This window comes from Chondromyces crocatus (assembly GCF_001189295.1).
GTDB classification, from domain to species: domain Bacteria; phylum Myxococcota_A; class Polyangia; order Polyangiales; family Polyangiaceae; genus Chondromyces; species Chondromyces crocatus.
This window is the reverse complement of the sequence record NZ_CP012159.1, coordinates 5,504,190-5,518,220: the sequence shown is the minus strand read 5'-3', so window position 1 is coordinate 5,518,220 and position 14,031 is coordinate 5,504,190. Positions and strand designations below refer to the sequence as shown.

Below are 14,031 nucleotides of genomic sequence, written 5' to 3'. Positions count from 1 at the left end.
GAGAAAGCCAAGTCCAAGAAGGATGTGGCCAAGGGAGCCGACCGCCGTCGAGGTGGCGACGACGCCGCTCCTGAGCAGCCTTCGTCGACGGAACCCGGCCGAGTCCGAGCTTCTCCGTACGTTCGCAAGCTCGCGCGCGAGCATGAGCTCGATCTCAAGCAGCTCTCGGGCTCTGGCCCTGGTGGCCGGATCATCGCGCGGGATGTCGAGGCGGCGCTGAAGTCACCGCCTCCCGCCCGTGCAGCGGAGCCGCCGAAGGCGAAGAAGGCCGCCGGCGCGAAGCCCGTGGAAGGGAAGCAATCCCCTCCCCCGGCTCGCCCCGCTCCCGCCCCGGAGGCCGAAGGCCTTGCGGCGCCCGAGTCACGGCCGCTCAGCATGATGCGCAAGGCCATCGCGCGTCGGCTCACCGAGTCGAAGCAGACGGTCCCGCACTTCTATCTGACCATCGACATCGACGCGGATCCGCTGAACGTGCTCCGCGAACAGATCAACGCCGAACTCGCCGCTGGCGCCCCCAAGGGCGAGGAGGCGCAGAAGATCTCGTTCAACGACCTGCTGATCAAGGCGTGCGCCATCGCGCTGAAGCGCGTCCCGGAGTGCAACGCGCAGTTCACTGCCGACGCCATTCTCGTCCACAAGCGGGTCGACATCTCCGTGGCCGTCGCCGTCCCCGAAGGGCTGATGACGCCCGTCCTGCGCAACGCCGACCAGAAGTCGGTGCTTCAGATCGCGAGCGAGGTGCGCGACCTCGCGCAGCGAGCGCGCTCGAAGAAGCTGCGCGCGGATGAGATGGCCAACGGGACGTTCTCCATCTCCAACCTGGGGATGTTCGGCATCGACGAGTTCGCCGCCGTGATCAACCCGCCGGAGGGCGCGATCCTGGCCGTCGGGCAGGTCCGTCGGGAACCCGTCGTGAAGGACGAGCAGATCGTCCCTGGCCGACGGATGGCGATGACACTGTCGTGCGACCATCGGGTCGTCGACGGCGCCGTGGGCGCGACGTTCCTGAAGGCGCTACGGCAGCTCCTGGAGCGGCCGATGCACATCCTCCTCTGACGCACACCTGGCGGGGGCACACGCCCCCGCCGCCCCGCCTCCCCAGCTCTCTTCGCCTCCCCGTCCGCCGGTGCCCGGCGCGCCGCAGCGATGCGCCGTCAGGGGGCGCTGCCGAGGGCATCGCTGATGCGGGCCAGGTTCCGCGAGAAGATCTGCACCGAGGGGTGACTGGGCCCGAGCGCCTTGGTCGCGATGGTCACGGCGCGCTCGATCTGCTGCCAGGCGCCGGGCAGATCCCCGAGCGCCTGCAGTACCCTCCCCAGGTTGTTCACGATGCTCGCCACCACCGGGTGATCGGGGCCATATGTCGTCTGCGCGATGGAGAGTGCCCGCTCCAGCTCACTCCGCGCCCCCTCCAGATCGCCGATGGCCTGGAGGACGCTGCCCAGGTTGTTACACCCGATGGCCACGGCCGGATGGTCCGGCCCGTAGGTCGCCTCGGCGATCTTGAGGACGCGCTCGAAGCATCCCCGGGCCCCCTCGAGGTCGCCGAGATCGCGCAGCACGCTGCCCAGGTTGTTGATGTCCCGCGCCACGTCCGGGTGATCAGGGCCGTACGTCGCCTCCACGATGGCGAGAGCGCGCTCGAAGTCGGCTCGGGCGCCCGCGAGATCCCCCAGGTCGCGCAAGACGCGGCCGCGGTTGTTGAGCGCGAGGGCGAAGCGCGGATGGTAGTAGCCGTACGTCTGCTCGTCGATGGTGAGCGCTTCCTCGAACTGCGCGCGTGCCCCCTGGAGGTCGCCGAGATCATGCAGGAGGCGGCCGAGGTTCGTCCTGCCATGCGCGACCGTCGGGTGATCTTCGCCGTACGCCCCCACGTCGATCGCCAGCGCGCGCTCCAGGTGCGCCCGGGCGCTGGTGAAGTCTCCGAGATCGCGGAACAGCGCACCCAGGTTGTTCAGCCGGATCGCCACGCTGGGGTGGTCGGGACCGTAGGTCGCCTCGTCGATGCTGAGCGCCCGCTCCAGGTACTTTCGCGCCGCTGGCAGATCACCGAGATCCATGAGCACGCTGCCCAGATCGTTCACGTCGTGCGCCACCTCGGGATGGTCGTACCCGTAGGTGGCCACATCGATCCGGAGCGCTCGCTCGAAGCACCCACGCGCTCCCCCCAGGTCGCCCAGATCGTGGAGCACGCTCCCGAGGTTCCTCAGCACGGACGCGACCCGAGGATCATCGGAACCGTACTCGGCCTCGTGCAGAGCGAGCGCCTGATCCAGGTACCCCTTCGCTTCGGCGAACGCGGCACGCACCTGGAGATACACCGCGAACCTGGCGAGAAGCCGCGCTCGCGCTTCCCGGGCCACCCCATGCAGCTCGGCGTGCACCACCGCGGTCAGCGCGTGCGGCAGCCACCGCGCGCACAGGGGCCAGTTCTCGACCTTGTCGCTCCCTTCCGGGAACTCGTGATCCACGAGCGTCACCGCGGCGTCGGCCCAGATCTTCAGATCTTCTTCGGGGAGCCGATCGCGCACCACCGCCTGCACCAGACGGTGGACCGAGATCACCCCTTCATGGACCTCCATGAAGGAGTAACGCCGCAGCGCAGCCACGGCGTCATCGAGCGCGAACGGGTCGGCCATCGCCTCCGCGAGCTGCGGCGGGACGTGCTCTCCGGCGCGAGCGAGCCCCTCGCGGGGAATGTCGTCCGGCGCGAGAAAGGCACAGAGCCGCAAGAGATCGACGGCGATCGGCGAGATGCGCTGCGCCTCCTGCAACGCGAGCCCCCAGGTGGTGGCCACGGGCGCCGGATAGTCGGTGGGTACCCCCCGCCCGAGTAGATCGCGCAGGTGTTCCCCGAAGGCGTTGTAGTAGGTGGCGATCGTCGACTGGGTCTCTTCGATGGTCGCCGCCGCCTGGACCAGCGCGAGCGGAAGGTCCCCGAGGGCCTCGGCGAGGCGCTCTGCCGCCGGCGTGTCGTCCTGGTGGGTACGATCGAGCAGGAGCTTCACCGACTCGCTCCGCTCCAGGGTCGGCACCGGGAGCGGCGTGGCGACGCCTCGCCAGCTCGGGTTGCGCGACGTGATGATCACGTGGCCGGTGCGAGGGTGCGGAAGGAACGGCGTCAGCGTCTTCGGATCGTTGACGTTGTCGAGGACGAGGAGCCAGCGATCATGACGAGAGAGCCAGCTCCGCACCGCCTCCACCGCGAGCCGCTGATCGGCTTCGTCCTTCTCCGGCAGCCCCAGCGCCGCGGCCAGCTGCGCGAACTCTTCTGCGATCATGGCGGGCTCCTCGGCCCTCACCCACCAGACCACGTCGTACTGGTTCGCGTAACGGTGCGCGTACTCGGCGGCGAGCTGGGTCTTGCCCACACCGCCGAGCCCGCTGATGGCCTGCGTCAGCGCGGCGGGCCCTCCCGACGTGAGCGCCGCCCTGAGATCGCTCAGGAGCCGATCACGACCCGTGAAGCTGGGATTACGAGGAGGCAACTTCTTGATCTCGGGCGCCGCCTCACCGAGATCCGGCGAGCTCCCCGGCGGTCGCTTCTGCGCGGGGCTCAGGTCCCGCACCGCGATGCGAATGCCCTTGGCGATCTCCGCGAACGCTTCGCTCTGGTTCGGGTAGCTCGTCACCGCCCTCGCCCGCGCCGGCAGCGCAGAGAGACGCCCGAGGGACGTCTTCTCCCACGAACACGGGCGGAGGATGACGGGGATGACGCGACACTCCCCCTTCCCGTCCCTCTGGAGCGCTTCGCGCAGCTCCGGGAGGCGCCACGACCCATCGTGCAGAAAGTCCGAGCTCACGAGGAGCAGCACGATCCTCGCCTCGTGCAAGCTCTGCGTCGCCTGCTCCTGCCGCTCCTTCAAGGCATCGAGCGGCCATCCCTTGTAGCTCCGGATGAAACCCTGCCGCTTCAGCGCGTCGAGGTGGATCTCGAGCTTCGGCTGTAGATCTTCGTCCCTGGGAGCGTAGGTGAAGAACACATCGATGGGGTTCTTCGCCGGAGCAAGCATCTGGTCCTCTCGAGGGGCGACTAAGTTCTCACGATCGGCCGGATGCGCAAGAGCATACGCGCCCGATGAAATATCAGGAAGCCAGGCGATCGAACGCCCGCAGTGGAGATTCGTCCGGAAGAGACGGCTGCGCGCTCACGGGATTCCGTCGGGAAAGCGCCGATGTGGCTGCTCCTTTGCAATCCCCGCGCTCCTTGCACGAGATGGGCTGAAAGGAGCGTCACGAGAGGTCGGGCTCCGTGAGTTCGTTGGGATCGATGGTGGAGGGTTGGCTCACCGAGGTACGCAAAAGCTGGCGTGCCGCCTCCCTCCAGCGCTGTCGGTCCTCCTGGCGAAGCTGGTGCTGCACGATGATCTTGACGAGCCGGTGTACGCTGTAGGAAGCGGGCTTCACCTCGATCAGCGAGTGCAAGCGCAGGACGGCGATGGCGTCGTCGAGGACCAGCGGATCGTGCCCGGAGAGCACCCTGCGTGGGATCTCCTCCATGGGGAAGAACGAGAGGAGGCTGAGCAGGTCCGCGGCTGGCGGGCTCTGGAAGACCTCGGCCAGCGAGCTCTCCCAGGTGGTGGCCACCGTGACCGGAAGCGTCTGAGGGCGCTCGAGGAGCGCTGCCGGCCGCTGCCGGAAGAGCGACACGTACTCCGCGAGGGGGCGCCCCGTTTCCTCGATGTATGCACCTGCCTGCGCCAGGGCGAGCGGCAGATCGCCGAGCCGCTCCGCGAGCGTGTCGGCGACCTCGGCGTCGACCTCGCCAGTGCGCCGCAGAAGAAAGCTCACGGACTCCGCGCGCGACAGCCCACGGACCGCTACCGTCGCCAGCCCTCTCCAGATGGGGTTGGTCGAGGTCATCAAGATGTGTCCCCCCTGCGTGATGCTCGGCAGGTAGTGATCGAGCAGCTGCGGGCTGCGCACACCGTCGAAGATGAGAAGCCACCTTCCCCTTCGCCCGAGCCGACTCTTCACGGCGGTGACCACCCGCGGCTGCCGTGACGACGTCTTGCTGCCCGAGCTGGTCTGTGACGAGGAGGCCTCGTCCATCAGCAGCTCCTGCTCCGGCACCCGCAGCTCCGACGCGAGCGCCGCGAACCCGTTGAGCAAGGACCACTGGGACTCGCTCTGGATCATGTACACGATGTCGTACGCGCTCGCGTTCCGGTGGGCGAACTCGATGGCGAGCATCGTCTTGCCCGCGCCACCCAGCCCGCAGAGCGGAGCCATGCCGCGGCGAGCCAGCGCCGCGCTGATCTCCACGAGCTGCTCGTCGCGGGAAGCGAGGTTCCTGCCGGTCCAGGGCGGCACGCCCCAGATACCAGGAGGAGGAGGCACCTCTGAGTGGCTCACCGGCTGGGCGCCAGCGCTCGGTGAGCCTACGAGGGGTTTTGTGTGAGCTGCTCGACCTCCTTGCGGATACCGCGCGCGATGTCGGCGAACGCCTCGCTCTGGTTCGCCCAGCTCGTGACCGCCCTCCCCTTGTCGGGCAGCGGCTTCAACTTCCCGAAGGGCGCGGGCTCCCAGTCGCAGGCGTCGAGGATGATCGGGATGACGCGCGCTTCCCCCCGCTCGTGGCGCTGGATGGCGCGCCGCATCTGCGCCTCGTAACAGAAGTCCGAGGCGAGGAAGTCGGCGCTGATGAGGAGGAGGATCATCTTCGCGGACTCCAGGTGCTCGCGCACCTCCCGGTCCCAGTCCTCTCCAGCACCGATCTCGCCTTCGTGCCAACCGCGGATCACGCCCTTCCTCTTGAGGATGGCCAGGTGCGTCTCGATCTTGTCGCGCAGATCCCGGTCCGCTTCCGAGTACGAGAAGAAGACCTCGATGGGGTTCGCGGGTGGCTCGCTCATCCGCCGCGACGTCAGCGCGATGCTACCTGCAGCGCGCGAGGGAGCGTCCAGCGCGCCCGCAGGCATCTCCGGCTCCCCGAAGTCGAGCAGGCTCCAGCTCGCCGCGAACCCGGCGAGCCCGGACAGTCCGGATGACGAGGGAGGAATCTCGAGATCGGGGATGGCGGGCGGCAGGATGGACTTCGGGGCCGGCCGGATGTCGATGCGGCTCGACCCTTCGACGAGCCGGTCCAGGATGTCGAGCAGCTCGGCGTGCTTTCCGCCGACGTTGTCGTACGGCAGGATCCGGAAGCCCATCTCCTGCAGCGTCTTGCGACGGTAGGGGGGCAAGCTCGACGCCGGCATGAGCGCGAAGCGCGGCGGCGCCCCCTCGCCAGAGAGATCGCGGACGTCCCTGAGCATCTGCTCGAAGCTGTCGTCGCCCCAGCCGAAGCCGACGAAGAGCACCGGGCACACCGAGAAGACAGAGGCGAGCGCGCGCCGCGCCTCGGGTGCGGAGAGCTGCGCGTGGAAGCGCTCCCGCGTCAGCGCCCACGTCGAAGGGTCGCGAAGCGTCCCCTGGAGCTTGAGGATGAAGCCACGCCCGTGCGCGACCGCGTCCGTGATGGTGGTGAAGACCTCCCAGCCGAAGGCGCGCTCGAGCAGGTGGTTCAGGTTGGTGGTGACCACCGCACGCAGGTCGTACCGCAGGGCAGCGAGGGCGTGCGCGATCGGCGGGAGCTCGTGCCCCGCGTCGTCGAGCACGGCCATCACCTGCTCCTGGAAGACGGGCCCCAGCGCGTCCTCGGCCGCGGCCATGGCGTCGAGGTAGCGCTGCGCGTGCGCGAGGTCCGCGACCTCCTGAACCATGGCAGCGTCCAGACCGCGCTGGCGCATCAGCGCGATCACCCCTTCGGCGAACTGACGCCAGGTCGGCAGACCGGCAGCCACGGAGATGCCGCCTCCCACGAAGAGCACGACGTCCCCTCCCTCGAGGGCGCCCTGGAGCTCCGCGAGGACAGCAGCGTCATCCCCCGCGTTCATCGTATTTGCGTTCTCCATAGCGATCTGAGCAGCGTCCTCGGAGTGTATCGCCCCCGAGCGCGAGACGCACTTTTGCGGCACCTTCTCTCCGCGGGTTCATTCCTGGTTCTGGCCCGGATGGACGAGGAGCAAGGCGGCGGACGACATGCTATCCGTGGAGCCATGCGCACTGCGGTCCCGCTCGCGCTGGCCTTCATTTCCGTGGCCTCCCTCGGAGCAGCCGCGCCTCCGCAGAGGACTCCTTCCTGGACATCGGCGCCGGCGCGCGCCAACCCCCCTCCCACCCTGCCTGCCGCGGCGGCCGCGGAGACCTCGGAGGGCGTGCTCGCACTCCGTACGCCAGGGCCTGATGCGGTCCTGATCCGCGCCGAGAGCTTCAGCATGGGCTCGAGCGAGCCGGAAATTGGACACGCCATCACCCTCTGCAAGCTGGAGCCGGGCGGTCACGCCTGCGTGAACGAGCTCGCGGAAACGTTCATGAACGAGTCCTCCATCCACGAGGTCTACCTGTCCGACTACTGGCTCGACCGGACCGAGGTCACGGTCGCCCGCTACCGCCAGTGCGTGGCCGCGGGGGCCTGTGACAGCCCCCCGTATGCGTCCGGCGGACAGCGATTCGACCAGCCGGACTTTCCCGTGGTGCTCGTCACCTGGTTCGACGCCTCGCGCTTCTGCGCTTGGGCGGGAGGTCGCTTGCCGACCGAGGCCGAATGGGAGCGAGCCGCCAGGGGCGGTCGTCACGGAGGCACCACCCCCTGGCAGCTCGGCCAGAACGCGGGGCGGCGCTATCCCTGGGGAAACGTCTACAACCCGTTCCACGCCAACCACGGCCAGCTCGCGCTGGACACCAACCTGGACGCGGGCGATGGCGCCCTGGAACTCGCGCCCGTGGGCACCTTTCCCCAGGGGCGCACGCCAGACGGCATCGACGACCTCGCCGGCAACGTCGAGGAGTGGGTGGCCGACTGGTACGCACCCGAGTACCCGCCCGAAAGCGCACGGAACCCGCGAGGACCCGCGAGCGGTGACGAGCGTGTGGTCCGCGGCGGCTCCTATGTCCACGGACGGCCGTGGCTACGAACGTCCGCGCGGCTGCACGACCTGCCGAGCACGCGCCGGACGTGGCGCGGGTTCCGCTGTGCGCGGGATGCCTGAGCGACGAGCAATCAAGAAAGAAGATGCCGAGCCCGGACGACCAGGCTCCGGCCAGTTCAAGTAGACGTCAGCTGGCTTCGCCGCGGACCACGTTGATCGCCTGAAGGCCCTTGGGACCCTCCTTGATCTCGAACTCGACGGTCTCGTTCTCGATGAGCCGACGACGCCCGTCTCCGCTGATCTGCGAGTAATGCACGAAGACATCGGGGCCGGCCTCCTGCTTGATGAAGCCCCAGCCTTTTTCGTCGTTGAACCACTTCACGATGCCAACTGCCATATTTCCTCCACTTCCACGTCTCGGCTCGTGCTTCCGGGCGTTCGGGACGAGGGCTCCTCGTCGGCCCCCCCATGGTCAGGTCTCCCCCCATCGCGGAAGGTCGACGCGCTCAGCGTCGCCCCGCGCGCGGTGTTGATGCAGTTCATCCTACAAACCTGACGAAACTTCCCGGTCCGAGCGGCGTCACCCTAGACGTCCCCATGACACTTGGTCAAGCCGTGCGAAGGAACGGGACCATACCTTTGCAGTGCCATGCCTCACCCGACCCCGATGCATAAATTGAAAATGGCGGGATCTTCCCGCGAAACCTCGGTGGCGGCGTCGCTGACACACGCGAATCGACCTACGCATGACTCATGGCGTTTTCTGCGGAAATCGAGAGGGTTCCGGCTGGCACACAACTCGCTACGGCCCGCTCGTCATGCCAACGCTTCTCCCCGTCTCGGGTTCCGACGCCCTCGACTCGTCGAGCCGTGAACAATCGCGCGATCCGCGCTCGGTGCGCATTCTGGCGAAGACCATGTACCGCGAGCTGCGCCAGAACGGGCTGAACGAGCAGGAGGTGATGGCCCTCGCCGGTGAGCTGCTCAGCCTTCTTGCGACCGACGTCGAGGATCGGCGCCTGGGTCACTCCCGTCCTTGTCCCTCCGACACCGCGTCAGCGACGACGCAGCCTCTGGTGGAGCGCTGACCGGAGCGCTGACCGGAGCGCCGACCGCCTGGAACCTCGACCCGACACGGCTCTCCACGGATCGTCACCACGGGCCACGACGACCACAGCATCGCCGATCTCCAGCATGAAGTCGTCGTCAGGTCGTCACGGGCTCGGGCTCGTCCTCCGCACTCCTTCCGTCACGTCGTTGACAGAGCCCGGCAGCCTTGCTCGTATGGCCGGGTGAGGATGTCGGGTTCTGCGCGGCTCTGCCGGAAAAGCCGGCTCTGCCCCTGACTCCGTGAGGCGACGGAATGTTCTCGGTGATCGTCAGCGAGAAGGGGGGCGCGGAGCGCCGCGAGGTTTTCGACAGGACCGAGATCAACGTCGGCCGCGTCCAGGGCAACGAGCTGATGTTGCCCAAGGGCAACGTCTCGAAGCGTCACGCGCGTCTCCTCTACCGCGACGGTCGCTTCATCATCACCGATCTCAAGAGCACCAACGGCACGTACGTCAACGGGCGCAAGATCGCCCAGGCGACGATCGTCCGCGAGGGTGACAAGATCTACATCGGCGACTTCGTTCTCCGCGTCGAGACGGTGTCGGTGAGTGAGGTCGCGGTGTCCTCGATCGAGGGACAAGCCGCCCCCCTGCCCACCCACCAGGAGCCCGGGGAGGTCGAAGGGTTCAACGCCGCGCCGAGCATGCCAGGCGAGGCCCTCGACCGTGGCCTCCCCGTCGGCCCCTCTGCTGCGCCGCCGCCCGCCAGCAGCTTCGATCGCCCCTCCTCCCTGGGCGATCCGGCCGAGCGCCGCAACCTGCCGTCGAACACGATCTCCCCCGTGGAACCCGCGCTGGTTCCCTTGCCTCCCTCGTCCGTCGAGCGGAGCCAGGGCGTCCCCTCCCCCCAGGTCGAGCCCCGCGGGGAGCTGTCTCGCACCGGCGGGCACGTGATCAGCCACTTCCCGCTGGAGAACGATCCGGACGAGTCGATCGAGGCCTTCCCTGGCCCTCCGCGGGTCCCTTCCCCACGCACCAGCGCGCTCTCGACGGGGACGGGTCCCACGCTCCCGGCGACACCACCGCCTGGCGCCGTGCGCCCCGCTACGGTCACGGCGCTCCAGCCCCCCTCGCGCGTCACACCGGGCGTGCTCACGCTGGACAGGTCGACCCCACGCGAGCCCCTCAGCGGCGCCTCCCTGGGCATCCCCACGGGCACGGGCAGCTACCCGGCAGCATCCCCCATCCCCACGGGCACGGGCAGCTACCCGGCAGCGTCCCCCATCCCCAGCGGCACGGGAAGCCACCCCGCGGCCTCACCGCGACGCGCGCTCGTCCCGCCCGCTTCGGACCGCGCCGTGCAGATCTCCGAGCCCTTCGTCGCGACGGCCCGCCAGCGCGCGCTCTCCCGGCTCATGGAGCGGCTCGGGCAGACGGTCGATCTGCGCCCCCTCGCGGGTGGTGGTGCGCCCGATGAGGCCCTGACGCGCCGCCTGGAGGTCGGGCTGGGCGAGGCCGTGATGGGCCTGCGCGCCGCGGGCGACCTCCCGGCCGACGTCGACGGCGACACCCTCGTGGCGGACGCACGCCGCGAGCTGATCCAGCTCGGCCCCCTGGAGGCGCTGCTCCAGGACGACGACGTTTCCGAGATCCAGGTCTTCCGCCACGACCACGTGGTCGTGACGCACAACCGCCGGTCGGTGGCCGCGGAGGTGGGCTTCAGCAACGACGCGGCCCTCGCGCGCATCATCCAGAGATTGTGCGTGCTCGGCGGCGTCGCCCAGGGCGAGGGAGAGGCTCTCATCGAGCGCACCCTCCCGCGCGGCGCCCGCTTGCTGGCGGTCCTCTCCGCCACGCCGGGCGGAGGCGTCGCCCTGACCCTCCGCAAACCCCAGCGCGTCGAGCTCTCTCTCGACGATCTCGTCCGCAGCGGGACCATCTCGCGCGGGATGGCCGGCCTTCTCGCTCAGTGCGTCGCAGCGCGCGCCAACGTGCTGGTCGTGGGCTCACGCGGCTCGGGGGCCGCGGCCCTGCTCGGCGCCCTCGCGGCAGCCGGCGGCGTCGACGAGCGCCTGGTCGCCCTGCAGGACGACGACGACCTGGTGATCCAGCCGCCCCACGCGATCGGCATCTCGCTGGGCAGCACGAACGTCACGGCCGCCAGCGCCGTGCGCACGGCGGCCCGCCTGAGGCCGGATCGCATCCTGGTCCACAGCCTCTCGGGCCAGGTCGCGGCGGAGCTGGTGCTCGCCATCGGAGACGGCGCGACCGGCGTCCTCGCCGGCGCCCGCGCAGCCACCTTGCGCCAAGCCATCCCCCGCCTCATCGCCGACATCGCCGCAGCGAGGCCAGGCGTCCCGCTCGAAGCAGCGCGTGAGTGGCTGGCGTCGTCGATCGACCTCGTCGTCGAGATCGCCCGACTCCGCGACGGCCGCGATCGGGTGTTCCGGGTCGCCGATCTCGTCATGGAAGGCGGTCAGCTCGCCGTGCGCGACGTCCTCACCTTCTCGGTCGAGCGGACGGCCGCTGGAGGCGCCATCGAAGGCAGTTTCCACTCCTCCGGCGTGATCCCCTCCATCGTGGAGGACCTTGCCGCGCGGGGCGTCAACATCGACACCGCGCCCCTCCGCCGCAGCCGTTGACGGATCCGACCGCAGCACGCCTGCCGGGCGGGACCGTGTCCATGACGCGCCACCGGGGCGAACTCGTCGCCCTGACGATGCACCACGCCCCCGCCTCTTGACGGGCGTGGAGCGCCGCCCGACGCTACGTTACTGAACTGGACCATGGCCATCCGAACCATCCTCCACTACCCCGACCCCCGCCTCCGCCAGAAGGCACAGCCCGTCACCCAGATCACCCCCGAGCTGGAGCGACTCATCGATGACATGGCCGAGACCATGTACGCCGCGCCTGGCGTCGGCCTCGCCGCGACACAGGTCGGCGAGCCCCATCGCATCTTCATCATCGACATCGCGTCCGAGGACGAACCCTCGAACCTGATGGTGTTCATCAACCCCGAGATCACCCACCGGGAAGGCGGCGACGTGCTCGGCCCCGAGGGGTGCCTCTCCTTCCCGGGCGTGAGCGAGGACATCAAGCGCGCCGTGAAGGTCACCGTGCGGGCCCAGGATCGCCACGGGAAGACCTTCGAGCTGACCGCGGAAGATCTGCTGTCCGTCGCGATCCAGCACGAACTCGATCACCTCGACGGCGTGCTCATGATCGATCGCATGGGCGTGCTCAAGAAGCGCATCGTCCAGCGCAAGATGCAGAAGCGCCACGCCGAAGCCGCCGGCTGAAGCCGGGACCCTGCCTGCATCGACCGCCAGACGGGGTGCAGGCGACGCGACACACCGAAGCCAGGACCACGCCTGCATCGTCCACCGGATCGACTGCAGGCAGCGCCACACGCCGTCGCGGCGTGGCCTCTTCGCGTCAGCCGCGAGACGGGAACGCCAGCGGACCGCTCACGTAGGCATCACGCCCGCACAGCTCCCAGTGCGGATCGACGATCCGGGGCGCCTCCACCGGCGTGTCCGGCCCTGCCCAGTCCACGGCCCCTGGGCGCCCTCGCGGCCCGAGAAGGATGGGCGCGACGAACGCATGCAGCTCGTCCGGCACACGCGAGGCGAGCAAGCTCCCCGCCAGCTCGGCACCGCCCTCGACGAGGATGGACACGATCCCCTGTGCCGCGCAGAGCCGCATCGCCGCCGTGACGTCCACCCGCCCCTCGGCCGACGTCGGCGTGCGCAGCACCATGCACCCCGCGTCCACCAGCGCTTGCTCCGCCTCCTCGGGGGCGTCCGCGCCCGACAGCACCCACGTGGGCACCTCGCGCGCCGTCTGGACCAATCGCGTGTGCAGCGGCAACCGCAGCCGCGTGTCGAAGACCAGCCGGATGGGGCTCATGCGCCCCTCGGGCAGGAACGACGACTCCCGCACCGTCAGCCGAGGATCGTCGGCCAGCGCCGTCCCGATCCCGACCGCCACGGCGTCGTGGCGGGCCCGGAGTTCCTGCACCTTGGCGCGCGCCTCGGGCCCGGTGACCCACTTGGAAGCCCCCGTTCGCGTCGCGATCCTCCCATCGAGGGACAGGGCGAGCTTCAGCGCGACATGAGGCAGTCCAGTCGTGATGTATTTTGCCCAAGGAGCAATCAGCGCCCGCGCCTCTGCGCCAGCGACGCCCACCTCCACCGGGAGGCCAGCGTCGCTCAGCCGCTGCGCGCCGCCGCCAACGACCTCCGGGTTCGGATCGAGCGAGCCGATGACGACCCGTTTGACGCCCGAACCGAGGATGGTGTCGACGCAGGGAGGCGTCCTCCCCTCGTGGTTGCACGGCTCCAGGGTGACGTAGAGCGTCCCTCCCTTCACCCCCTCGCCCGCGGCGGCGAGGGCGAGGACCTCGGCATGCTCCTCGCCGGCCCTCACGTGGTGCGTCGCGGAGAGGATCTCTCCAGTGGCGCTCACCACCAGCGCGCCGACAGGCGGGTTGGGGGACGGCATGGCCTTGCGTGCCTCCTCGATGGCGGCACGCATCATGGCCAGGTCGAAAGCGGTTTCGGGGCGCGTACTCTGCGCTGGCATCGGAGAAGACCGGATCTACTAGGGCGCCTTGGCCTTCACAAGCTTGCCGAGCTTCGCCATGAACTGATCGATGTCACGGAAAGATCGGTACACGCTGGCAAATCGGACGTAGGCGACCTCGTCAAGGTCTCGCAGGTGGCGCATGACCCGATCCCCGAGCTCCGCGGAGGAGATCTCCCGGCGCTCGGACTCCTGGGCCTCTCGCTCGATGGCGTCGACCATGGAATCCAGCTGCTCCGTGGAGACCGGCCTCTTGTTGCAGGCGATCCGGAGTCCGCGCCCCAGCTTCTGGCGGTCGAAAGGCTCACGGCGGCCGTCTTTCTTGACCACCGTGGGGAGGATGTCTTCGACGCGCTCGTAGGTGGTGAAGCGCCGCTCGCAGGCCGCACACTCCCGTCGACGCCGGATGACCTCGCCCGAGCCACCGGCCCGGGAGTCGATCACCCGATCTTCGAGATGGCCGCAAAAGGGGCACTTCATGG

The 14,031-nt window shown here is 69.2% G+C and carries 11 protein-coding genes; 5 read left to right on the top strand and 6 right to left on the bottom strand.

Annotation, left to right across the window (positions count from 1 at the left end):
• Window positions 1–24: 24 nt before the first annotated feature.
• Window positions 25–1,056, top strand: a complete 1,032-nt coding sequence (locus CMC5_RS49195) for a dihydrolipoamide acetyltransferase family protein (RefSeq protein ID WP_156339329.1) — start codon at window positions 25–27, stop codon at window positions 1,054–1,056.
• A gap of 98 nt (window positions 1,057–1,154) precedes the next feature.
• Here CMC5_RS49195 and fxsT read toward each other — a convergent pair whose 3' ends face one another.
• From fxsT to CMC5_RS20305, 3 genes are all read right to left on the bottom strand, one after another.
• Complete coding sequence (fxsT, locus tag CMC5_RS20315; RefSeq protein WP_050431970.1) at window positions 1,155–4,013, bottom strand: FxSxx-COOH system tetratricopeptide repeat protein; 2,859 nt, start codon at window positions 4,011–4,013, stop codon at window positions 1,155–1,157.
• A gap of 220 nt (window positions 4,014–4,233) precedes the next feature.
• Window positions 4,234–5,355, bottom strand: a complete 1,122-nt coding sequence (locus CMC5_RS20310; RefSeq protein ID WP_245678542.1) for an ATP/GTP-binding protein — start codon at window positions 5,353–5,355, stop codon at window positions 4,234–4,236.
• Between the two features lie 26 nt (window positions 5,356–5,381).
• Window positions 5,382–6,878, bottom strand: coding sequence for an SIR2 family protein (locus tag CMC5_RS20305; protein WP_245678541.1), 1,497 nt, complete (start codon window positions 6,876–6,878; stop codon window positions 5,382–5,384).
• A gap of 162 nt (window positions 6,879–7,040) precedes the next feature.
• Between CMC5_RS20305 and CMC5_RS20300 the strand changes: the two genes are divergently transcribed.
• Complete coding sequence (locus tag CMC5_RS20300; protein WP_050431967.1) at window positions 7,041–8,033, top strand: formylglycine-generating enzyme family protein; 993 nt, start codon at window positions 7,041–7,043, stop codon at window positions 8,031–8,033.
• A gap of 67 nt (window positions 8,034–8,100) precedes the next feature.
• On the opposite strand, the gene CMC5_RS20295 is transcribed toward CMC5_RS20300, so the two are convergent.
• Window positions 8,101–8,310: a cold-shock protein gene (locus CMC5_RS20295; RefSeq protein WP_050431966.1), complete on the bottom strand. Its 210-nt coding sequence runs from the start codon at window positions 8,308–8,310 to the stop codon at window positions 8,101–8,103.
• 421 nt (window positions 8,311–8,731) lie between these two features.
• Between CMC5_RS20295 and CMC5_RS20290 the strand changes: the two genes are divergently transcribed.
• The 3 genes from CMC5_RS20290 to def all read left to right on the top strand — a co-directional run bounded on the left by CMC5_RS20290 (window position 8,732) and on the right by def (window position 12,264).
• Window positions 8,732–9,001: a hypothetical protein gene (locus tag CMC5_RS20290; RefSeq protein ID WP_050431965.1), complete on the top strand. Its 270-nt coding sequence runs from the start codon at window positions 8,732–8,734 to the stop codon at window positions 8,999–9,001.
• A gap of 275 nt (window positions 9,002–9,276) precedes the next feature.
• Window positions 9,277–11,604, top strand: coding sequence for an ATPase, T2SS/T4P/T4SS family (locus CMC5_RS20285; RefSeq protein ID WP_050431964.1), 2,328 nt, complete (start codon window positions 9,277–9,279; stop codon window positions 11,602–11,604).
• A gap of 144 nt (window positions 11,605–11,748) precedes the next feature.
• Entirely contained in the window at window positions 11,749–12,264 is a 516-nt protein-coding gene (def, locus tag CMC5_RS20280; RefSeq protein WP_050431963.1) for a peptide deformylase, read from the top strand.
• Window positions 12,265–12,400: 136 nt separating this feature from the next.
• Here def and ribD read toward each other — a convergent pair whose 3' ends face one another.
• On the bottom strand, window positions 12,401–13,504 hold the full coding sequence (ribD, locus tag CMC5_RS20275) for a bifunctional diaminohydroxyphosphoribosylaminopyrimidine deaminase/5-amino-6-(5-phosphoribosylamino)uracil reductase RibD (protein ID WP_245678540.1): 1,104 nt from the start codon (window positions 13,502–13,504) through the stop codon (window positions 12,401–12,403).
• A 63-nt stretch (window positions 13,505–13,567) separates the two neighbouring features.
• On the bottom strand, window positions 13,568–14,029 hold the full coding sequence (gene nrdR, locus CMC5_RS20270; protein ID WP_050431961.1) for a transcriptional regulator NrdR: 462 nt from the start codon (window positions 14,027–14,029) through the stop codon (window positions 13,568–13,570).
• Between the last annotated feature and the right edge of the window lie 2 nt (window positions 14,030–14,031).

Excerpts from the sequence above, each read along its gene's own strand:
- CMC5_RS20290 (WP_050431965.1), top strand. The coding sequence starts at position 8,732 with ATGCCAACGCTTCTCCCCGTCTCGGGTTCCGACGCCCTCGACTCGTCG.
- ribD (WP_245678540.1), bottom strand. The coding sequence starts at position 13,504 with ATGATGCGTGCCGCCATCGAGGAGGCACGCAAGGCCATGCCGTCCCCC.
- def (WP_050431963.1), top strand. The coding sequence starts at position 11,749 with ATGGCCATCCGAACCATCCTCCACTACCCCGACCCCCGCCTCCGCCAG.
- CMC5_RS20305 (WP_245678541.1), bottom strand. The coding sequence starts at position 6,878 with ATGAACGCGGGGGATGACGCTGCTGTCCTCGCGGAGCTCCAGGGCGCC.
- CMC5_RS20300 (WP_050431967.1), top strand. The coding sequence starts at position 7,041 with ATGCGCACTGCGGTCCCGCTCGCGCTGGCCTTCATTTCCGTGGCCTCC.
- nrdR (WP_050431961.1), bottom strand. The coding sequence starts at position 14,029 with ATGAAGTGCCCCTTTTGCGGCCATCTCGAAGATCGGGTGATCGACTCC.
- fxsT (WP_050431970.1), bottom strand. The coding sequence starts at position 4,013 with ATGCTTGCTCCGGCGAAGAACCCCATCGATGTGTTCTTCACCTACGCT.
- CMC5_RS20285 (WP_050431964.1), top strand. The coding sequence starts at position 9,277 with ATGTTCTCGGTGATCGTCAGCGAGAAGGGGGGCGCGGAGCGCCGCGAG.
- CMC5_RS20295 (WP_050431966.1), bottom strand. The coding sequence starts at position 8,310 with ATGGCAGTTGGCATCGTGAAGTGGTTCAACGACGAAAAAGGCTGGGGC.